The organism is Paenibacillus sp. FSL F4-0236, assembly GCF_038000135.1.
Lineage (GTDB): Bacteria > Bacillota > Bacilli > Paenibacillales > Paenibacillaceae > Paenibacillus_AQ.
Window position 1 is genome coordinate 6,367,876 of sequence record NZ_JBBOBK010000001.1, and the last position, 21,597, is coordinate 6,389,472.

Genomic DNA, 21,597 nt, shown 5'->3' on the forward strand with positions numbered 1-21,597 from the left:
TATAATTGGGTTTGTAAGCGCAGTATACTCAGTTTAGAAAGCGTTATCAAAACACACACTTTAAAGTATCATACTTTTATATTAAGGGGGCAACTAGAGATGGAAGGCACAGTAATTAACTGGATGGGCGCTGTTGCAGGATTGATATTAGCCGTCGTATTGATTTTTAAAAAGGTTAATCCGGTCTACGCACTCTTTTTAGGCGCAATTGCCGGAGGGATATTGGGCGGCGCTTCTATTGCGGAAACGGTACAGTATATTATCGATGGAACGAATAGTGTAATGGGGGCAGTTGTACGTGTACTCGCGGCAGGTGTGCTGGCGGGGGTACTGATTGAATCAGGTGCAGCCGAACGGATGGCTGAGACCATCGTAGACAAGCTTGGTGAAAAGAAAGCCTTATTGTCTATAGCACTAGCTACTATGATTATTACAGCAGTTGGTGTATTCATCACGGTAGCCATCATTATCGTCGCTCCGATTGCTTTGTCTGTGGGTAAAAAAATCGGCATTTCCAAAACAGCCTTACTGCTTGCTCTGGTAGGTGGCGGTAAAGCAGGTAATATTATTTCTCCAAACCCAAATACCATTGCCGTAGCGAAGGGCTTTGATGTAGATTTGGCTCAGGTGATGATCCATGGGTTCATCCCAGCCGTTGCGGGTCTGATTGTCACTGTTATTATTGCTAATCTCCTAGTCAACAAAGGTGTAAAAATCGCAGACGGTGATGTTGTAACGAAAGAGGAAGATACTTCTAAGGTTAAACCAAGCTTCGGCCGTGCTATCGTCGCTCCAGTTGTCGCTATTTTGCTTCTGGCCATTAATCCGGTCGGAAATATTCTGAATATCGAATTGCTGAAATCCTTTAAAGTTGACTCTATGATCATCTTGCCTCTTGCCGGTATTATTGGACTGATTGCAATGAAACAGACGAAGAACATCATTTCTTTTACGACATCTGGATTGAACAAAATGACGGGTACAGCCATTATCCTGATTGGTGCCGGTGCCATCGCTGGCATTATCTCAAAATCTGACTTAAGTGCTACGGTTGTTGATGCAATTACAGCTATGGGGATCTCCGGAACCTTCCTTGCTCCGATTGCAGGTATCTTGATGGCGGCCGCTACAGCGTCCACATCTACGGCTTCTATTGTGGCAGCTGGATCGTTCGGGCCCGCTATTCTATCTATGGGGACAGCGCCACTTAATGCGGCGATTATGGTGCATACCGGGGCTACAGTGATTGATCATCTGCCACATGGTAACTTCTTCCACGTAACTGCAGATTCCGTTAAGATGAATATCAAGGACCGGATGTCACTGATTCCTTACGAAAGTCTCGTGGGTCTGACAATGGCTATCGTTGCTACTATACTTTACGGCTTCATCCTATAATAATTATCTCTAACTAGAAGGGACCGATATTCTATGAAAAAAGACCTGGTTATCGTTCTGGCACCGGATTCTTTCAAAGAAAGTATGACAGCTAAAGAAGCTTGTGAAGCCATGGAAAGAGGCATTTATAAAGTGAATTCTAATATAAATTGTATTCATGTACCTATGGCGGACGGTGGCGAAGGAACGATGCAGTCCTTGGTCGATGCAACCGAGGGCACCGTATATACTACTAAAGTTAAAGGCCCTCTTGGCAATGAAGTTAGCGCATCCTACGGAATTACAGGTGATGGATTGACAGGCGTACTGGAAATGGCCAGCGCGAGCGGCATTCAGCTGGTATCCCCTGAGAAACGTAACCCTTTGATTACAACAACTTACGGAACAGGACAATTAATCAAAGCCTGTCTGGACCGTGGTGTCAGCAAACTGCTAATTGGTATCGGAGGTAGTGCCACCAATGATGGAGGTGCCGGGTTGGTTCAAGCGCTAGGCGGCAGACTTCTGGACGAAGAAGGGGATGAACTGATATTTGGCGGCGGTGAGCTTGGCAGATTAGCAAGTATCGAATTGAGTGAATTTGACCCTCGTCTGAAGGATGTGCAGGTTGAAGTGGCCTGTGATGTTACGAATCCATTATGTGGTCCGACCGGAGCTTCCAATGTATTTGGTCCGCAAAAGGGTGCTACTTCAGAGATGATTAAACAGCTCGACAGTAATCTTCAGCATTATGCGAGTGTCATCAAGGAACAGCTTGGAATCGATATTATAGATATGCCTGGAGCTGGTGCAGCCGGTGGACTTGGGGGAGGACTGGTAGTGTTTTTAAACGGAGTGTTAAAAAAGGGCATTGAGCTTGTCATTGACTACACCGGACTTGAAGAAAAGGTGCAACAGGCTGATATGGTGTGGACCGGGGAAGGGAGCATCGACTTCCAGACTCAATATGGCAAGACACCGTTAGGCGTTGCCCAGGTCGCTAAGAAATATAATAAACCCGTGCTAGCCTTCGCGGGACGGATCGGCGACCAGACAGAAGTGCTGTATGATAAAGGAATCGATGCTATTTTTGGCATTATGCCAGGTGCGGCTTCATTGGAGGATGCCCTGAAGAAAGGGCAGGAGAATCTGGAAAGATCCGCTGAGAACGTGGCCCGGTTAGTCGCACTGAACCAAGGTTGATCATTATAAAAAGCGACGGAGAGATTACATCATCCTTATTATTCCTACGAGAAACGGTTATCGTCTTTTAAGGACGACAACCGTTTCTTCTTGTTTATTTTTAAGGTAGAAGCTTTCTGAGTAGAATATACAGGAACAGGAGGGGCAGACATGAAGATATCGAAATCACTCGCAGGACAAATCGCACAGGAAATGATGAGTGTAGTTCCTTATAACATTAATGTTATGGATGAGAACGGCTTTATTGTAGGGAGTGGAGATCTAAAACGGGTCGGGACCTTACATGAGGGAGCGAGAATAGCCATTCAAAGTGGGCATGTCTTTGAGGTATACGAGGACGGCATAGGAATGAAGCCAGGGGTGAATGAACCCATTATTATAGACCATAAAGTTTTGGGTGTGGTAGGCATTACGGGACATCCGGATGAGGTTAGACCGTTTAGCAAGCTGGTCAGAGTTACTACCATATTACTTATAGAGCAGGAAGCAAGGAATAAGCAGGAGCAGGATGACAGAGTAAAGCGTGTGAAATTTTATCATGAATTGTCTTATCGTAAAGAGGCGTATGATCTTGAATTTCTAGAACGGGCGAGTAGTTATGGGCTTGATCTGAAGAAGAAATGCTGGGCCATCCTGGTAGATGGAGACGTGAATGGGAAGGAGTTCAGAAGCGTTTTTAGATCCTATCCGCATTACTGGAATTTGGAGAACGACAAGGCTGTTTTTTTCATCACAGACGGATTTCTCTATAAAGAGCTGATAGGAAAGCTTAGTGCTTGCGGTGATGTGAGACGGATCGGCTCTGGCGAGGCAGAGGAGTTAGCCGCTTATTCGTTGGAACAGGCACAGGCGGCCATTCATATTGGCAGTAGAGTCGATCCACTCAAAAAACTATATACCTATGCAGAATTGAGGTTTCTAATACACTTATCCTATGACGGGGATGAGCGGCCAGGGACGATTTATGCTCTTCTGGATCAGTCGGGAGACAAGACGGGTCTGATTGAAACACTGCAAGTATTTATTGCGGAGAATGGAGATCATAATCGAACGGTACAGAAGTTGAATATTCACCGAAATACACTGAATTACCGACTTAACCGCATTCATACATTGACGGGTAAAAATCCACGCAACTATATAGAGCTGTTCGAACTGGTATGTGGATTGATGTGGCGCAAGTAATTCCCTCTTCTAATTGCCAACCTCTTTTTATAGGCATAAAATTAGTTGAGCATGTATAGATAAATTAGGACAGGGATGGAGTATGAATGAATGAGAAAGTAGGAATGAATGATAAAATTGTCATGCCATTATGGACGATGTGCCTCTTTATTGTAGTGATGAACACAACGATGTTTAATGTATCGCTTCCAACCATTATTCAGGATCTCCAAATTTCTGCTGACCTAGGCTCATGGGTCATTTCCAGCTATTCGATTGGATATGCGTTGTCGACGGTTATTTATAGCCGGTTATCCGACTTGGTGCCGATTCGCAAGCTCTTGACCATTGGCTTAATTACGCTTGGGACAGCATCAGTGTTTGGATTGTTCGCACATGACTTTAATATGCTATTGATTACAAGAATCCTACAATCTGCGGGCGCCGGATCTATGGCTGGATTAGGGCTTGTACTCGCCAGTCGCTATGTTCCGATTGAAAGACGCGGTGCTGCTATTGCGATGATCTCGGCGGGTAGTGCAATGGCCTTTGGTTTGGGTCCTATTGTCGGAGGTGTCATCAGCCAGTACTTTGGCTGGAATGGATTGTTCGGCATAACTTGCCTTGTGCTTATCGTGCTGCCGGTATTGCTGCGGTTATTGCCTAAGGAACAGCCACAGCCTGCAAGCTTTGACATCCTGGGGGCGGCGCTGACCGTGGTAAATGCAGCAAGTCTGCTGGTAGCTGTAACTACCCAGTCGCTTGTATGGCTAGCGGTGGGTGTAGTGTCTATTATCGTGCATGCCGTACATCTGAAGAAGGCCAAGGAATCATTCATTAATCCGCAGCTGCTTACCATGCCGGGTTACTTGAAACTGGTTGCCGTAGGCTTTTGTATTCTGGTGCTGAACTTAGGGAACTTGTTCCTGATGCCGCTTGCGCTCGCTAATCTGTTCGATAAATCAGCGCTGATGATTGGTTTGTATATCGCACCGGGAGCGCTATTATCTGCATTTCTGACCCGTTATGTGGGACGTTTTATTGATCGGTACGGTAATATACGCTTCTTAGTGATTGGACATTGTATACTTGCAGCCGTTATGGCTGTGTTTGCCCTGAATCTTTCTGTATCACCTGTAGTACTGCTGCTAGGTTATCTATGCTTCTCTCCCGCTTTCTCAGCTACGATGGCATCCTTAAACAATGAAACTTCTATAGTTCTTCCAAGGACTTGGATTGGTTCTGGTATGGGGCTTTTACAACTGGTTCAATTCTTCGGAGGCTCTGTATCTGTTGCAGTCTGCGGGCTTTTACTGCATGCTCAGCGTGATATCTCCCCTGCAAAAGCATATCAGCATGTATACGGCGTGTTGCTCCTCGTTTGCTTGTGCTCGTTAGGAATTCTTCTTTTATATAGACGTTCTAACGCCAAGAGTAAGGTTGGGCAGTCTATGCACACCTAGAACTGAAACGAAAAGGTAATAAAGACGTATCAGATGCTATAGCAGAACTAAGGAAGGAATGGTAATAATGGACAATGGGATGAATGTAATCTTATTTGAAAAAATGCCGGAAGGCGGGCTGCGAGTCATTGAGGAACGCACGTGGAGCATGAATATGATCGCAGCGTTAGAGCATGTCAATTATATTGTGGTTGGCAGTGTTGAATATGAAACGGTTGAAGGACGGCTGAATGTAGATGAAGGCAAGCTGGAGCTTTTACTTGTTCCGATGCACAACGAATGATTGAGATAAGGGAAGGAGAACCTTACGATGTCTAAAGATGAAAAGGATAAGGAATTAGCGGTATCCAAATTATTCACTTCTGATGGTAAGCCCATTCGAGTATTATCTACTTCGCTAGGCATAGCTTTGTTAGCGAATGCTATGTTTATTCCTGGCGGCGCAGGGGCTAGTGCAAATACTTCTGGAGATGAACCCCAGCTAGTGTCCTGGTCTACCGAAGAGGTTAAAGCCTATTTTGACAAAAATGTGGATTGGAATATTCCATATCCGGAAGGTACACAAGAGGTAGAACAGGAAGGCCAAGGTGTTGTAACCAATAATGGAACGACGGTAGTGAATAACTATGGTGGATATCATTCAGGTTTTGGTTGGGATGACTTGCTGCTATATCACATGCTGTTTAACAGTGGTGGCAATTACTCTTCCAGAGGATGGTCTAAGGACCGTCCAACTTATTATGGAGGCACGAGAACAACTTATAAGCCGCCTACCTATAGCAGTGAGAAATTCCAGAATAAGAAGGTTCCCGGTTCTGTTGTAAAGCCCAAAACATCGACTTCCTCCACAGGCTCTATTACGAGAAGAGGTTCTTCCTCAAAAAATGGAATCGGTGGCACTTCCAGCGGATTAAATTCTTCGAAGAACTCTAAATCTAGCTCAGGCTCGAAGTCCTCTTCGAGATCAGGCTCAAGTAAGAGTGGTTTTGGCGGATGAGTGAGCAGCAGAGTGTATTTGAAATTCTAGATCAGTCTGAGCTTGAAAGAGGTCCACGGGTCAAAGCGTTATATGAACTCGGGTTCACTTGGGCTGATCTTGAGGATGAAGAGTACTGGTTGGATGCAATTGCTCTAATGCACAGGGACACTTATAAGGAGCTTGAAGAAGCCTCATCAAAACTCTGGGCCATTCTCGATAAAGCGGTTCGCTATGTTCATCTAAAGCGCGATTTGTATGAACTGCTTGGGATTCCCCCTGTACTTTGGGAGATGCTTGACGGGTGTCCTATGCCAGAAGAAGGATTCATTAGTCGGTATGCCAGATTTGACTTTGCCATAGCCCATGATGGGACGATTAAGCTGCTCGAACTGAATGCGGATACCCCAACAGGTTATGTGGAAGCCTCGATAGCTACACCATGGATCTGTGAGCAAGCTGGAATGCAGAGTCCAAATCAAGGGATGAAGGCACAAGTTGCGGCAGCTTGGCAGGTAGAACGTCCGGATACCGCAGCTTGTGTGGCTTATGGATCTCATCTTGAAGATTCAGGTACGATAGAAGCATTAGTGAAGCACAGTGGTCTCGATATCCAGTGTGTGGATTGTCTTGATCTGTGGGTCGACAACGGAATTCTCAAGGATGGGGAGGACCGTGTGATCGAGCGGATGTTCGCTCTATATCCTAAAGAGTGGATGGCTGTGGATGAAGGCGGTGATGCCCTCGCCTATACGGTAGAGCAAGGGAATCTTCAGCTCTTTAATGGTCCTCACAGTATATTGCTCCAATCCAAGGGGCTGGTTGCAGCGGTGTGGGGAATGTATGAGCTGGGCCTGCTATTCGACAAGGAAGAGCGAGAGACGATCTCGCGCTATATTTTGCCTACTTATAATAAGCCTGTATTCTCAGGGAACTTTGTGTCCAAATCTGTTTTTGGTCGTGAAGGGGGTTCGGTGCGCATGTTTGATGATAGCGGTGCGCTAGAGCTTGAAGATGAAGACGGTTATGACAGTAGTCAGCTCTTCCCCACTGTGTATCAAAAAAGAGCCGATTTAGCACGGATAACGACATCAGAGGGTGAATTTCATCTGCTGACAGGCATGTTCGTGATTAACGGGAAGCCTTGTGGTATGCTCGGCCGAGCGGGCGGATTGATTACAGGCAATGCCAGTCATTTTATTGCGTTGGGAGTGAGATAATTGGATAAGAGCAAGAAAGCCCGAATCGGAGTCTTATGTATGATGCTTTTGACGGTACTGTTGCTAAGCGCATGTTCCAGTAATCAGGGCAGTGTATTTGATTCAGGAACAGCTCAAACTTCAGATAGTGTAGCACGGGTACCGTGGGACTACCGGGTGGTAGAGAGTACCGTAGGGGATTTAATTGGGAGTGACATGACGGTTTTACCGGATAATGAACTGCTCCCGAATGATGGGAATTATGCTACTGGCGATAAAATTTGGACACTTCAGTTCATGGACGCCGAGTTAATCACGGATGCTGATCAGAAGAATGAAGTTCGCCTGTCTTCATGGAGCACGATTAAGTCTTATGCAGATGAAAAAACGGCAGCAGAGGATCTTACCAATCTTAAAGTATCGGTAACCACTGATGTTGATCTTGTAGGAGTATACAAGACTAAGTATAAGGATAAGACAAGAAACTTTGCGGTGCTTGAGCTCCCTTCAGGTAATCGGATTAAGCAGCCGATTGATGATGAACGCTATACCGCATTAGAGAAAAAGAAAACCGCTTCCGTAGTCCTTGAGGAAGTACATGATTTTGCCGACTATGATTCGGCTTATGCGAAATTTCGGGGGTGGGCGAAGTGACGATGGTGGTTAATTTGGTAGTGAGTGTGTTTGTGATTATTCTTTTGCAAGTGTTAGGCATGGTGATCTTTGGTTTGATGACTCCGTTTAAAGATATGGAGGAGCTGAAGAAAGGCAATGTGGCTGTAGCCTTGGCTTTAGGCGGCAAGTTTCTGGCAACGGCTATTATTATTGGCGTAGCGGCATATACGAATACCTCCATTCTGCACATGATCATTTGGTTTGCGGTAGGTTATGTGTGCTTGATTGCGGCTTATTGGATCTTTGAATTAGCAACCCCAACCTTTAAGATTTCAGAGCATCTGGAGAAGGGAAATGTGGCTGTAGGCACTATGCTTTGCTTGGTGTTTATTGGGACAGCATTTGCGATTAGCAGTTTGATTGTTTAGTTCGAGTATGAAATAGGGTTGAGACAAAGGTTGCCCCGATCCATCCATCGAGCGGCAGCCTTATTGAAAATCTAAGAAAGTATAAGTTTTACTTTTAGCTTGATGTGAAGAAGGGGTGGGCAGATGCATCTGTTTCTGAGAATTTCCACCAAGATGATGCGGTTACGTAAACGGACGATAGGGCTAATCATTCTGATCTTTATAGTTCTTAGTGCGTCGATTGCTTACCTGATCGAGCCGGGTACGTTTCACAGTTGGTTTAATGCATTCTATTGGGTTATGACAACGATGGCGACAGTGGGGTATGGGGATTATTTTGCAGAGACCGTAGTTGGAAAGCTGTTTACCATGTTTCTATATATCTTTGGTATCGGCCTCCTCAGCTTGGTTATTGGTAAGGTCATTGACTCCATTGCGGAGGTGCAGAGAAGGAGAGGAGCGGGAACGTTGAGCTTTCGGGGAAAGGACCATGTGATTCTAATTAATTGGAGTAAGAAAGCACAAGCTGCCGTAGACGAGGTTCTATGCTATTCGCCAAAATGCCACATTGTCATCATTGATGAGACAGGAAGTCATCCTCTGGAGCATATGGATCAAGTTCACTTTATAAGTGGCGATGCCTCCAGTGATGAGATTCTTCTTAAGGCTAACATCCATGAAGCAAGAGCAGCCATTGTGTTCGGGGACACAAGGATTGATGAAGCATCGCTGATCGACGGCAAATCTTTGTTAATTGCCTCTAGCATTGAGCGCATTGCACCACAAGTACATACGACTGTAGAAATAATGCAAGAGAAGAATATTCAGAATTTCAGGCATGTCCAAGTAAACGAGTTCGTTCTTTCGCATGATGCCATCTCCAGACTGGCTGTTCGTTCTGCACTGCAAGAGGGCAACTCTGAGGTGATAACGCAGCTGCTGAGCCGTAAATATGGTGATGATATTTATGAGATTCCAGTGAATACTACGTGGAAGACTTATGGGGACGCGTTTCAGAGCCTGCTTCTGCAAGGTGCAACCTTATTGGCGGATCGTAGCGATCTAAGTATCAATCGAAAGCTGGATCAGGCTATTCCTAAGGATGCTAGATTGTATGTTGTTTCCGATGAAGAGACGTATCGTAAGATTAAAGATTAGATCAGAATTAGCTGGATCAGGCGGGTTTTCGGGAGCTGAGGCTTCGCGTGAATCCGCCTTTTTTTGTTTGCCAAACTTTCCTAAAGGGTAAGAGATACATGATAATATTTACTTTACCTTTGGAAGGAGCCATTGTTAATGAGTGAACATCAAAAAGTGAACGGAAACAGCAAGAATGAGCAACTGGAACAGTTTCGCAGTAAGGATGAAGGTCACACCTTAACAACGAACCAGGGTTTAAAAGTATCAGAGGACGAGTTCTCCTTAAAAGCGGGTGATCGGGGCCCAACCTTACTGGAAGACTTTCATTTCCGGGAAAAAATGACGCATTTCGATCATGAGCGAATCCCTGAGCGAATCGTGCATGCACGTGGATTTGCTGCTCATGGTGAGTTTGAAGTATATAAATCACTGAAAGAATATACAAAGGCGAAATTCCTTCAAGATCCCTCCGTGAAGACACCGGTGTTTGTCCGATTCTCGACGGTAGCCGGATCACGGGGATCAGCCGAGACGGTGCGGGATGCCCGCGGATTCTCTACCAAATTCTATACAGAGGAAGGCAATTACGATTTAGTCGGAAATAATATGCCCGTCTTCTTTATCCAGGATGCGATCAAGTTCCCGGATTTAGTACATGCGCTTAAGCCTGAGCCGCACAATGAAATGCCTCAAGCCGCATCGGCTCACGATACCTTTTGGGATTTCATAGCCAATAACCAAGAATCGGCCCATATGGCAATGTGGCTGATGTCGGACCGTGCTATTCCACGTAGCTTCAGAATGATGGAAGGGTTTGGGGTGCATACTTTCAGGTTGATTAATGAGCAAGGAAAAGCCCGTTTTGTTAAATTCCACTGGAAACCGGTGCTCGGTGTACACTCTTTGGTGTGGGACGAAGCTCAGAAAATATCAGGTGCCGACCCTGACTTTCATCGCCGTGATTTATGGGAATCGATTGAAGCCGGCAACTTTCCGGAATACGAGTTGGGCATTCAGCTTCTAAGTGAAGAAGATGAATTTAAGTTTGATTTTGACGTACTGGATCCTACAAAGCTCTGGCCAGAGGAAGATGTACCTGTACAGATTGTTGGGAAAATGACCTTGAATCGCAACGTGGATAATGTCTTCGCCGAAACGGAGCAGGTAGCTTTCCACCCTGGACATGTGGTTCCAGGCATCGATTTCACCAATGATCCACTGCTTCAGGGCAGATTGTTCTCTTATACGGATACTCAGCTAATTCGGCTTGGCGGTCCTAACTTCCATGAGTTGCCGATCAATAGACCGGTATGTCCTTTCCACAACAATCAGCGTGACGGGCATGGACGGCAGACGATTAATCAGGGTTCAGTGAGCTATCACAATAATTCGCTTGCTAAAAATACGCCTGCACCTGCAACAGAGGCTGAAGGTGGTTATGTACATTATCAGGAGAAGGTTGAGGGCCGTAAGGTGCGTAGCCGGAGCAAAAGCTTTGAAGACCATTTTTCACAAGCCAAGCTGTTCTGGAACAGCATGAGTGCTCCAGAAAAAACGCATATTATTGAAGCCTATTCATTCGAGCTCGGGAAGGTAAAGAGTAAGTCTGTCCGGCAGCAGGTTGTAGATATGCTCGCGAACGTTACGTTAGAGCTTGCTGTGCCTGTAGCAGAAGCTATTGGGGCGACGCCACCGAAAACGGGCGGTTCCGAGGTGGCTCAAATCTCCCCGGCACTAAGTCAGGCAAATACGAAGAAGCACCCAAACACACGTAAAATAGGTGTGATTATAGGCGACAGATTTGATGAAGACTTGGTGATGCCTGTTCTGGATACGCTTATGAGAGCCGGGATCCAGCCGGAAATAATCAGTGATAAGCTTGGATTTATTAAAGGCTCGAAGGGGACAGAGCTTGAAGTCATTCATACCTTATCCACGACAGATTCGGTGCTCTTTGATGCAATTTATGCAGCTGGTGGAAATTCGGAACATAAGAAATTCCATAAAGATACAGCGCAATTCCTGAACCAAGCCTATTCTCACTTTAAGCCCATCGCGGTGACTACTGAAAATGCTAAACTACTTGAAACGGCCGAGCATAGAAGCAGTCCGGGTGTAATAATTGGAGATGGCGGAGAGGTGTTCGCTGCCAGCCTTGTCGCGGCAATTACTGCCCATCGTTTTTGGGAACGTATGAATGAATAAATAACTGATACAGAGGGGATATCCCGCTCGCCAAAGGCGTAAGGATATCTCTTTTTTGTCTAAGGATAGATACATAACGCTCACAGTTTGATTTAACATTTTGTTGTATATTACCGTTATAGATAATACTAGGCAGTAAGCAGAATAGGAGAATATTAAAAGGAGGTGATCACTTGAGGAAAATAATTATTGCTGCACTAGCGATATTTGCAGGCATTATAGGGTTAACGGCATGCGAAAAAACGGCAGTACCGAATCCGTCCAATAGTGTTCATACTAATTCTCCAGCTCCAGTAGATTCGGAAAATGATACTAAGGTAATCCAGACGCAGGAAGTAACTAACTTAGAGCAGTTTATTACCTCGAAACTCACAGGCGAGTACGGTGTATATACTAATTTTATTGAAACAGATCAGTCGGCGGAAGCGGCGAGTGGACACGAAGTTCTGAGTGAATCGGCATCTCTCCGGATGCTGGCAGCTGTGCGTAGCGGCCAACAAGAGAGATTTACAGAGCAATGGCAACTAGCTAAGCAAACCTTTGATATCAACAGCGGTTTCAGCTACCGTTACAGTCCTAAACAGCAGAAGCTATACCCCTTGAATGCTGCCGTTGATGATTTGCGTATGATTCAAGCTCTTTATGAGGCAGGGGAGAAGTTCGGCGATAAACGTTATACAGCTGAAGCGGATAAATATGGCGAAAGATTTTATGATTATAATGTAAAAGACGGAAAACTTTATGATTTCTACGATATGGAATATTCTTCAACAAACACATTCGTCACTTTGTGTTATATTAATTTGGGCACTTTGCGAAAAATGTCGTTTCCTAGCCAATTTAGTAAGAAACTGACGAATGATTTGAACGTAATATTGGAAAACGGATATTTATCGGATGAATTCCCCTTTTATGAGACACGGTTTAATTATGAGACCGGAAAATATAGTTCGGAAAACATCAATACAGTAGAGTCGCTTTTATCCATTCTAGCCTTAGCTGAAGTGGGCCAGCAGAAAGCCACCAGCATTGATTTTATCAAGCAACAGGTCGAAGCTGGAACGTTATATGGGCAATATTCGAGAGAAGGTAAGCCGCTGAACGATATCCGCTCCACAGCCATTTATGCCATTACGGCTATGATCGGCGCAGAAATCGGCGATGAATCTCTCCACCATAAAAGCATTGAAAAAATGAACGAGTTCAGAGTAACAGATGTGGATAGCCCACTGTACGGAGGATTCGGTGATGTCGCTAGCGGCCAAGCTTATTCTTTTGACAACCTGATGGCATTACTGGCCTATGTCTATTAACTTAAACTTATTGTATTGAAGGTGAACCTGCATGATGGACAACACGGTGAAAACGCCTCTAAGGCAGGGGATATCACTTGCTAATTTATCGGTTTCTCCTGCATTTCTTGCTGCATTTGGAGTGCTGCTTATTACCATCATCGCGCTGTTCACAGCTCCGTATGTCGGAGTGGCGGATAACGGTGACTTTTTCCGTAGCATTTATAGTAATGGACTCTATTTCAATCTGCCGGATTATGATAGTCAGTACTTTGGTTATTTTGTGAAGCAATATGGGATCTTTCAATATTTTAATGAGAATGGTGCAATGTTATTTTCCTCTCAGTCCTTATTTATCAAGCTGGCTATAGGACTTAACAAGTTGTTCTTCAGTAGTGAGGTATTCGACATCCGCTTTCAAGCGGCGATTTATACGATTCTATATGTAATCGCAATTTACTTATTAATAGAGGCTATTACATGGAAGATGTCCCGAAAACAGGGATTCATCATTGCAGGTATTGCTATTTTTATATTCGGAGATACCGGTTATACGGCTTATTTTAACTCCTTTTACGGCGAAAGCGTTGTGATGATCACGATGATCTTCATGTTCGCTTCATGGCTGATGTTATATCGAAAAAGATTCAATGACTACGCGATGCTGGCCTTATTCGTAATTAGCACGCTGATCCTGACTACTTCTAAGCAGCAGAATGCGCCAGTGGGTATGATCATTGCTGTTCTGGCATGTTCACTGCTTTGGATTCGTAGAGACAAGATATTTCGGATACTGACAATGGCGTCTCTTGCTCTGATGCTGTTCGCAGGTGTGTTCACGTATTTGAATATCTCAAATGAGTTCGTAAACATTAACCAGTTCCATGCCATGACCCGAGGGGTGCTGAAGGAATCACCTGATCCAGAAGCCGCTTTAAAAGCGTTAGGGATGGACGAGCAATTCGCCATTCTGAAGAACAGCATTCACTATGAGAAGTACGTGACCATAGACGTGAATTCACCACTTCTCGAGGAGAATTTCTACAGTCGTTATGGATTTGTATCCATCCTTAAATATTATTTAACGAACCCTGACCAGCTTAATTCGATTCTTAATGTAGCTGCTCAAAGTGCATTCTCGATTAAGCCTGCGGCTATGGGGAATTTCGAGCATTCCGTTGGTAAGGAGTTTCGAGCACAGAGTCACTTTTTCACCGGATACAGCCAACTGAAACAAACGCTGGCCCCGCGAACATTCGGGTTCATCTTCCTCTGGATGGTGCTTGTCATCGGTCTCTATATGCCTTCCTTTGTAAAAGCGATCAAGTCCCGTGACTTCAGAGGTATGCAGCGAATGGTATTGATTGTCGCTTCGATTGGCATTGGGCTTTCAGGTATTTTTGTATCGATTATCGGGGCAGGCGATGCCGATATTTCCAAGCATGAGTTCTTATTTACATTATCCTTTGATTTAGTCACTTTTCTGACCCTATCCAGTGTGATTGGGCGTAGAGTTTCTAAAAACAGCAATCGGGTTAAGCAGGTTAGCAAGAGCACCCCTTCTAGCCCGTATACAAAGCCTCAAAAGGATGTGAGTGTGTGAGCATCAGAGGAGTTTTAAACGGAATATTGCTGCTGACGTTGACTCTAACAGCCCTTCTGATTCCCGTCACACCTGTCCAATCTGCTGCTTCGCCACAGCAGGTCCTACTACTCTACGACAGCCTCGCTAAGGGGACAACGAAGGAAGGCAACGTGACTGAACTCCAGCGACTGCTGGCGGCCTATTCCATGAAGGTCACACTTAGAAGTCTGGATCAATATGAACAAGGGATGCTGAATCATTACTCTAAAGTGATTATGGTCCGTAATGCAGCGGATATTTTGATCACTAATAAATTTTATGTAGAGGATTGGGAGCATTATCAGGGACAGTATTTGCACATCGGGTACAGTCCTCCAGCCTCGCTGACAAAGAAACTTCAGTTAACCACAGATGTCATGTATGACGCGAATCCAGATCTCCAGATCGGACAGTTCTCGGGAATTTCACTTCAGGTACAGGATATGCTCTATATAGCCAGAAGTCAGGGAACCCAGTCCCTTGGAAAGCTGATCTTCCAGGATGATAGCCTGCAAGCACCTTATGCTGTGAGTAAAGAGGATGCTGCTTATGTTCCGTATTTTGAACAAGGGAATGTCAGTGCACTGGCAATGGGGTATGTTCTGAAGGATTGGCTTCATATCAACGCAACGCCTAAAGTGTATCTTGCGATCAAAGAGATCTATCCCTTCTCTGATCTGGGACTGCTGACAGAGACTGCGGAGCGGCTGTATCAAGTGGGGATACCTTTTCTTGCAAGTGTGCGGCCAGTGTTCAGCAATACCGATTATCCGGCAATGCAGCGTTATTTGGTAGCCATCAAAAGAGTGCAATCGAATAATGGCAGCATTCTGGTCAATGCCCCTATTGCGATGCATTCAACGAGTACTAGTAATATGGATCATTCACTTCAGGTGAAGATGAATGCGTTCATTAATCTGCTGGTGCACAACAAGATTGGGCCGCTTGGAATCGGAGCACAAATGCACTGGGCGTATGACAAGGAATACTCGGAGGCGGGGATGGGGTTTTTCGATTCTGTGATACTGTATCCGGATGAAAACGTTGATTATATGGAGCAGAGCGACACCTCCAAGTCCTTTCCATCCTCTTTATATAGTGTGCCGATTGATTTTTTGCAGGATCTGCAAACATCCAATAATGTGATGCCAGAACTGCCGATGGACACGGTAATCACTGTGGATATGCCTAAGGATAAGGAAGAACTTGAGGGAATGATGAAGATGCTGGAACAATACTGGGTTTCTTTTGCAGATTATAAACAAGAAAGGCATGAGGTTGTTACAGACGTCAATACGATCACTTCATCAGAAGGAGTGATTTCTATTAATGGACAACCCCTGAGTCTGAATTATACGCCAGAAACAGTGAATAGCGATTATCGGTATACAGAAGAGCAGAAGAAGAGCTTTACGACGCTTTTTAATATACAGAATCAGTTCTTTATAGTTGCGATAATGATTTCTCTGTTGCTATTTGGCGGATTAATGATCATCGGATACCGATTGTATAGGAAAAAGTATTTGAAATGAAACAACTAATCGTGATTTGGAGGATCCTATGACGATTTCAGACATACTGATGGTAATTGCAGTGATCTGTATCTGGTCTCTATTGCTGGTGAATGTGACCCTCATTATCGCAGGCTATTTATATTACATTAAATCTGAAAATGAGGACATACCAGAGATAGAGGGCGAATATCCTTTGGTTTCAATTATGGTTCCTGCTCACAATGAGGGGGTAGTAATCTGTAAGACGGTAGAGTCTCTGCTAGCGCTTGATTATCCGGAAGATCGATATGAGATTATTGTGATTAATGATAATTCCTCTGATAACAGTGCTGAACTGCTGGCCGGTATCCAAAACCGAAATCCGGGGCGGCAGCTGATCGTCATTAATACGGATGCGATTACGGGTGGCAAGGGGAAATCGAATGCGCTGAATATAGGCTTCACCCATTGCAAAGGGCAGTTAATTGCGATTTATGATGCAGACAACACTCCTGAAAAAACGGCTTTACGTTATCTGGTCGCTGAGATCATGAATGACTCTAGCCTAGGCGCAGTAATCGGTAAGTTTAGAACCCGTAACCGTAACGCAAGCCTACTTACCCGGTTTATTAATATTGAGACGTTGTCCTTTCAATGGATGGCGCAAGCGGGACGCTGGAAACTGTTCAAGTTATGCACCATTCCCGGCACTAATTTTATTATGCGCAGGTCTATCGTAGAAAGTATCGGTGGCTGGGATGTTAAAGCGATAGCCGAAGATACAGAAATCAGCTTCAGAATATATATGATGGGTTATCGGATCAAGTTCCAGCCGAAATCGGTCACATGGGAGCAAGAGCCACAGACCTTAAAAGTCTGGTTCAAGCAGCGAACGCGCTGGGCTAAGGGCAACATTTATGTCATTGTCAAAAATATCCCTCTGCTGTTCGATAAGTCCGCCGCAAAAGTCCGATTCGATATTCTTTATTTTCTAGCCATTTACTTCTTATTGCTGATGTCGTTAATCACCTCGGATGTGCTGCTCATCCTGCATGCTTTGGGCTACGTACATACTACCATTGCTGGGCTTAGCAATTTCCTCTGGCTGCTCGCCATCATTCTGTTCGTTGTAGGTACTTTCATAACGTTGACGACAGAGAAGGGCGAGATGAGCTTCTCCAATTTATGGATCGTAATGTTGATGTACGTCTCTTATTGTCAGCTGTGGATGGTTGTCGCCGCCTACGGACTATATCTTTATGTCAAAGACCTCATCTTCAAAAGAGAAGCAAAGTGGTATAAGACTGAACGCTATTAATAAAGAACAAAGAAGTAATGTGAGAAATATGTGATCACAGGAGAAACAGAACATGATGATGAAAAAACAAATGGTTATACTGTTAACCTGCCTCTCTCTTTTTCTAATTCAATTGAATGTTGCAGCCGCCGAGGCTCCGCCTCAGGATACTAGATTAACCTACACAACGTCTTTCACAGGAACAGATACTGCGTTAAAGGGTTCGAGTGCCCAGCAGCAATATTTTGAGGTCATGGATTATTGGAATGTGGATGAGATCAGAATTAACCTGCACTTTCAAATTTCGCAAATTACCAAGGAGCAGATTTCTAGCGTTACCTTAACGCTAAATGGCAGCCCATTCTATACATTTAGACCCTCTCTAAAAGATAATGGCGAACAACAGCTGGTTCTTCAGGCACCTAAAGGGTTTCTAAAAAAAGGAACCAATACGCTTGGAATTCAGGGCTATTTGCAGTCGAACTATACAGATGAACAATCTTGTTCTGTCGATTATGATTTTGATAATTGGCTGCATCTGTTTAATACATCCAGTATTAGCGTGATGTATACGCCGAAGCCCTTGACTGGAGGGATTAGTGACTTTAGCGAGCGCTTCTCTGGCGTTGATACCTTAACGAAGAATCATAGTGTGCTGACCGTACCGGATAAAAGCACAGGGGCAGAATTGGAGTCGGCTACTTATGCGCTCTCTGGGCTTGTGAAGGGGAATACATTGGACAATAGAACGATTCCAATGCTTCCCTACCGGTCAGATGCAGTGAAGAATAAAGCTGCGGTTGTACTGGTAGCTATGTATGACCGAGTACCAAGTGGGCTAAAGGCTCAGCTAAGCACCTCTGAAGATTTAAGTACACATGCACTGCTGCAGTTAGTGAATAAGGATACTCAGCCGACACTTGTCGTAACCTCGAAGGATGAGAACTTACTGATTAAAGCAGGCCGTTTTGTTGCGAATGAAGAGTTATTAGGTCAAATCAGCAGTGATTTAAAGGTGGTCGATGATGCTACAGAAGTATCTGCACCCCCACTTTCGATTAGCTCCAATATTACGCTTACAGAAACGGGTGATAAACTCACTGGCGCACGTCATCAGGAGCAGACATACTTTGTTGCACTGCCCTCTAACCGCTCGATTGCAGATTCAGGCAGAATCAGATTGGATTTCCGTTATGCACAGAATTTAGATTTCGACCGTTCATTAGTGACTGTCAGCATCAACAACACACCCATTGGCAGCAAGAAGCTGACCAAAGAGCTGGCGAATGGCGATAAGCTGGACCTTCCAGTTCCCCAAAGCCTGAATATCTCTGGTAATTTCACGGTAACTGTAGCCTTTGATTTGGAGCTGAAGGGAGCCGAATGTACTTTAGATAAGCAACAAATGCCTTGGGCGTATATCAGCAAAGATTCTGTAATGCGTCTTAATACTAAGGATCGTACGGATCTTTTGTTTAATAACTATCCGTATCCGTTTATACGTGACGGGCTTTACAATCAAGTAGCAGTTGTGCTACCACAAGAAATGGATGATTATTCATATTTGAGTTTAGCTAATGTATTTAATCTACTGGGAAAATACGCTAGCGGAAATATAGGCAACATTCAGTTCTACACGGATAACATTAGCGCTGATCATTTGAAGAATAATAATGTCATCGCCATAGGCACGTATAAGAATAATAAGATCATCCGAGATCATAATGATAAGCTCTATTTTCAATATAACGGGAACGGAACAGCGATTCGCTCCAATGAGAAGATGAGTATTGAAGATCATTACGGATCTCAAATTGGAACACTGCAGCTGATTGAATCACCATTTGAGGCGGGACGGGGATTGCTTGCTGTTACGGGAGCCCACTCTGAAGAGTACTATTTGGCGTCGAAGTTGATCGCAACAGAGCGGGACAAATGGAAGGTGTTTGGCGATGGGGTAATCGTTGATAAGGACGGTAATGTCAATGCGCACCGTTTCAAGATCATTACTGGAGCAGCAGAGGGTTCCGTGGTTAAAAAAATAGCGGAACGAACGGACGTGCTGAGTTTCATTATCGTAATTGTGCTGGTGCTGACACTGGTGATTCTATCGCTGATCCTGCTGCTTCGTAAACATATGAAGAAACGTGGTGATAAGCGTGAGACGTAATCGCAGCGGTTTAGTTTCAGATATCGCTCTCTTATCGTTCCTGGTGCTTCTTTTTATTTGTATTGTCTTCATTTCAGGGGCACCCGATGATTATATCCAGAATATTATCATTTTAAATGTGGCTTTTATTCTGGCGATTGTTACGTATTTTACAACGGTGACTGCAGGGTTGGTCTTGAACCTGGTGTTTATATTTGCTTACGGCTTCTATACGATGTATCAGACGATATCTTTGGGAGAGACAATTGGACTGAATACTTACTTCTGGCTAATTATGACCCCATTGTTAACAGTGGTACTGTGGATATTTACACTAAGCAATCGTGAGCTGCAGGCTGAGAATCAGCGTTTGGAGAATAAGACTGCCAATATGGCCATCATCGACGAGAACACAGATCTGCGTAACAGTATTTCTTTTCAGAAGGATGCTGCCTTATTTACAGGCATTTCGACTCGATATCAGATTCCACTCACACTGCTTGTAGTGAAAGTGAAATACTGGAATGAGATTAGACGTATTATTCCCGAAGATAAGCTGGCTGAGGCCATTCACGACGTATCTCAGCTCAGTCAGGCCAGCATTCGTACCAATGATGCATTGTATTTACTGGACAAAGATGACGCAACATGGGGCCTTCTGCTGTTCACCGACAACGATGGAGCAAAAATCGTGATCGAGCGGATTAAATTGAAGCTTCAAGAGCTTAATGACACTGAATTTGTCAAAAAGTATAAAGTTAGCCTCGGTCTCAAAATAGGTGCTGTAGAATATCAATCCAGCACTATTGAGAACCCGTTAGATTTTATTGTTCAGGCTAAAAAACAACTGGAGTATGATGTATAAGTCAGTTGAACGTAAGGGAATATAAGGAATATCGGATAGTAGTTGACTTTACATGTCGATTTCACGTATGATGGAGTGGTGGTCTAAATCGTAAGATTTACGAATTTTCCTACGTTTATTAGGTTATACTTATAGATAAACCTACAGATCATTTGGTTAATTTACCATAAAGGCTCCACTAATTTGTTCAGAAGGAGGACGATCAGAATGAGAGAAGGCATACATCCAAAGTACAACAAGGTTATTTTCATGGATGCAAGCGTAGGCTTCAAATTCTTGAGTGCATCTACAAAATCATCCAATGAAACAATGGAATGGGAAGATGGTAACACTTATCCTGTTATCCGCGTGGACGCAAGTTCCGCATCCCACCCATTTTACACTGGTAAACAAAGAGATACAGAACAAGGCGGCCGTGTTGACAAGTTCAAACAACGTCTTGCACAAAAGAAATAAGCATTCATACGGTTTAAAAAGGGACAACCCATTTAGAAGCGATCGCTTCAGGGATGTCCCTTTTTTGTGTTCAGACATGTTAGAATGAAATGGAATTGACAAATTTCGATAGTGGCAGGGGAGCGATTAGTAGTGGGAAATGAAATAAAAGTAGATACCGTCCTTAAGAGTGAGGACGTTCAGGAGTTTAACCTATGGTTCAGCTTGAACAGCCGAATTATACTTAGCTCTTTCAGTGTGGTTGCTTATTTTGTGATTTTGCTGTTAATTACTAAGGATTACAGTACTAAAAATATTTCAATCCTTGCTGTGACTGCTGTGATTCTTGCCGCTGTTTTATGGTATATGACCAAATCAAGTTTGACCAAAAAATCTAAAAAAGCCTTCGCAACAGACAGTTTAGCCCAGCAACCTCAGAGCTATTCCGTATCAGATGAGGGTATAAAGTACGTATCTGAGGCAGGTTCCGGGCAAGTGAAATGGGAAGAGATACATAAAATAGGTGAAACGATGAACCTGTTCGTGTTTTTTGTGTCTTCTAATCGAGCGCTGATTATTCCTAAACGGTACTTTCAGTCGGTACAAGATAAAGATGCATTTAAGGACTTGGCCAGAAAGTATATGTTCTCCCATCGAGTAAAGTTCAAATCGTAAGATGTACAGATGTGCTGG

General features: G+C 44.2%; 19 protein-coding genes. All 19 read left to right on the forward strand.

Annotation, left to right across the window (positions count from 1 at the left end):
• Positions 1-99: 99 nt before the first annotated feature.
• On the forward strand, positions 100-1,398 hold the full coding sequence (locus NSQ29_RS28450; protein ID WP_042192785.1) for a GntP family permease: 1,299 nt from the start codon (positions 100-102) through the stop codon (positions 1,396-1,398).
• A 33-nt stretch (positions 1,399-1,431) separates the two neighbouring features.
• Positions 1,432-2,580 (forward strand): glycerate kinase family protein, encoded by a 1,149-nt coding sequence (locus tag NSQ29_RS28455; RefSeq protein WP_341126590.1) that lies wholly within the window; start codon positions 1,432-1,434, stop codon positions 2,578-2,580.
• A 150-nt stretch (positions 2,581-2,730) separates the two neighbouring features.
• Positions 2,731-3,765, forward strand: a complete 1,035-nt coding sequence (locus tag NSQ29_RS28460) for a CdaR family transcriptional regulator (RefSeq protein ID WP_340973397.1) — start codon at positions 2,731-2,733, stop codon at positions 3,763-3,765.
• A gap of 86 nt (positions 3,766-3,851) precedes the next feature.
• Positions 3,852-5,207 carry an MFS transporter gene (locus NSQ29_RS28465; protein WP_256716183.1) on the forward strand — a complete coding sequence of 452 codons (1,356 nt, stop codon included), beginning with the start codon at positions 3,852-3,854 and terminating at the stop codon, positions 5,205-5,207.
• Positions 5,208-5,286: 79 nt separating this feature from the next.
• Positions 5,287-5,490 carry a hypothetical protein gene (locus tag NSQ29_RS28470; RefSeq protein ID WP_445253162.1) on the forward strand — a complete coding sequence of 68 codons (204 nt, stop codon included), beginning with the start codon at positions 5,287-5,289 and terminating at the stop codon, positions 5,488-5,490.
• A 27-nt stretch (positions 5,491-5,517) separates the two neighbouring features.
• A complete protein-coding gene (locus NSQ29_RS28475; RefSeq protein WP_042192777.1) occupies positions 5,518-6,204 on the forward strand; it encodes a hypothetical protein in 687 nt (228 codons plus the stop codon).
• Positions 6,201-7,403: a glutathionylspermidine synthase family protein gene (locus NSQ29_RS28480; RefSeq protein WP_340973394.1), complete on the forward strand. Its 1,203-nt coding sequence runs from the start codon at positions 6,201-6,203 to the stop codon at positions 7,401-7,403. The genes NSQ29_RS28475 and NSQ29_RS28480 overlap by 4 nt, the downstream gene beginning before the upstream one ends.
• Before the next feature lie 39 nt (positions 7,404-7,442).
• Positions 7,443-8,036 carry a hypothetical protein gene (locus NSQ29_RS28485; protein ID WP_179085796.1) on the forward strand — a complete coding sequence of 198 codons (594 nt, stop codon included), beginning with the start codon at positions 7,443-7,445 and terminating at the stop codon, positions 8,034-8,036.
• A complete protein-coding gene (locus NSQ29_RS28490; RefSeq protein ID WP_042192771.1) occupies positions 8,033-8,425 on the forward strand; it encodes a DUF350 domain-containing protein in 393 nt (130 codons plus the stop codon). Before NSQ29_RS28485 ends, NSQ29_RS28490 begins: the two co-directional genes overlap by 4 nt.
• A 123-nt stretch (positions 8,426-8,548) precedes the next feature.
• The gene (locus tag NSQ29_RS28495) at positions 8,549-9,562 is read left to right on the forward strand and encodes an ion channel (protein ID WP_339267802.1); all 1,014 of its coding nucleotides are present in this window, start codon (positions 8,549-8,551) and stop codon (positions 9,560-9,562) included.
• A 138-nt stretch (positions 9,563-9,700) separates the two neighbouring features.
• On the forward strand, positions 9,701-11,749 hold the full coding sequence (locus NSQ29_RS28500; protein ID WP_341126591.1) for a catalase: 2,049 nt from the start codon (positions 9,701-9,703) through the stop codon (positions 11,747-11,749).
• 173 nt (positions 11,750-11,922) lie between these two features.
• Complete coding sequence (locus NSQ29_RS28505; protein ID WP_340973390.1) at positions 11,923-13,062, forward strand: glycosyl hydrolase family 8; 1,140 nt, start codon at positions 11,923-11,925, stop codon at positions 13,060-13,062.
• A gap of 31 nt (positions 13,063-13,093) precedes the next feature.
• The gene (gene wsfD / locus NSQ29_RS28510) at positions 13,094-14,644 is read left to right on the forward strand and encodes a glycan biosynthesis hexose transferase WsfD (protein WP_341126592.1); all 1,551 of its coding nucleotides are present in this window, start codon (positions 13,094-13,096) and stop codon (positions 14,642-14,644) included.
• Positions 14,641-16,197, forward strand: a complete 1,557-nt coding sequence (locus NSQ29_RS28515) for a hypothetical protein (RefSeq protein WP_341126593.1) — start codon at positions 14,641-14,643, stop codon at positions 16,195-16,197. Before wsfD ends, NSQ29_RS28515 begins: the two co-directional genes overlap by 4 nt.
• 28 nt (positions 16,198-16,225) lie before the next feature.
• Positions 16,226-17,476, forward strand: a complete 1,251-nt coding sequence (locus tag NSQ29_RS28520; RefSeq protein ID WP_042192761.1) for a glycosyltransferase family 2 protein — start codon at positions 16,226-16,228, stop codon at positions 17,474-17,476.
• Positions 17,477-17,528: 52 nt separating this feature from the next.
• Positions 17,529-19,625, forward strand: a complete 2,097-nt coding sequence (locus NSQ29_RS28525; RefSeq protein WP_341126594.1) for a cellulose biosynthesis cyclic di-GMP-binding regulatory protein BcsB — start codon at positions 17,529-17,531, stop codon at positions 19,623-19,625.
• A complete protein-coding gene (locus NSQ29_RS28530; RefSeq protein WP_042192759.1) occupies positions 19,615-20,469 on the forward strand; it encodes a diguanylate cyclase domain-containing protein in 855 nt (284 codons plus the stop codon). The genes NSQ29_RS28525 and NSQ29_RS28530 overlap by 11 nt, the downstream gene beginning before the upstream one ends.
• 207 nt (positions 20,470-20,676) lie before the next feature.
• Positions 20,677-20,925 carry a type B 50S ribosomal protein L31 gene (locus NSQ29_RS28535; protein ID WP_042131530.1) on the forward strand — a complete coding sequence of 83 codons (249 nt, stop codon included), beginning with the start codon at positions 20,677-20,679 and terminating at the stop codon, positions 20,923-20,925.
• A gap of 132 nt (positions 20,926-21,057) precedes the next feature.
• The gene (locus NSQ29_RS28540) at positions 21,058-21,579 is read left to right on the forward strand and encodes a YcxB family protein (protein ID WP_339267789.1); all 522 of its coding nucleotides are present in this window, start codon (positions 21,058-21,060) and stop codon (positions 21,577-21,579) included.
• The last annotated feature ends 18 nt before the right edge of the window (positions 21,580-21,597 follow it).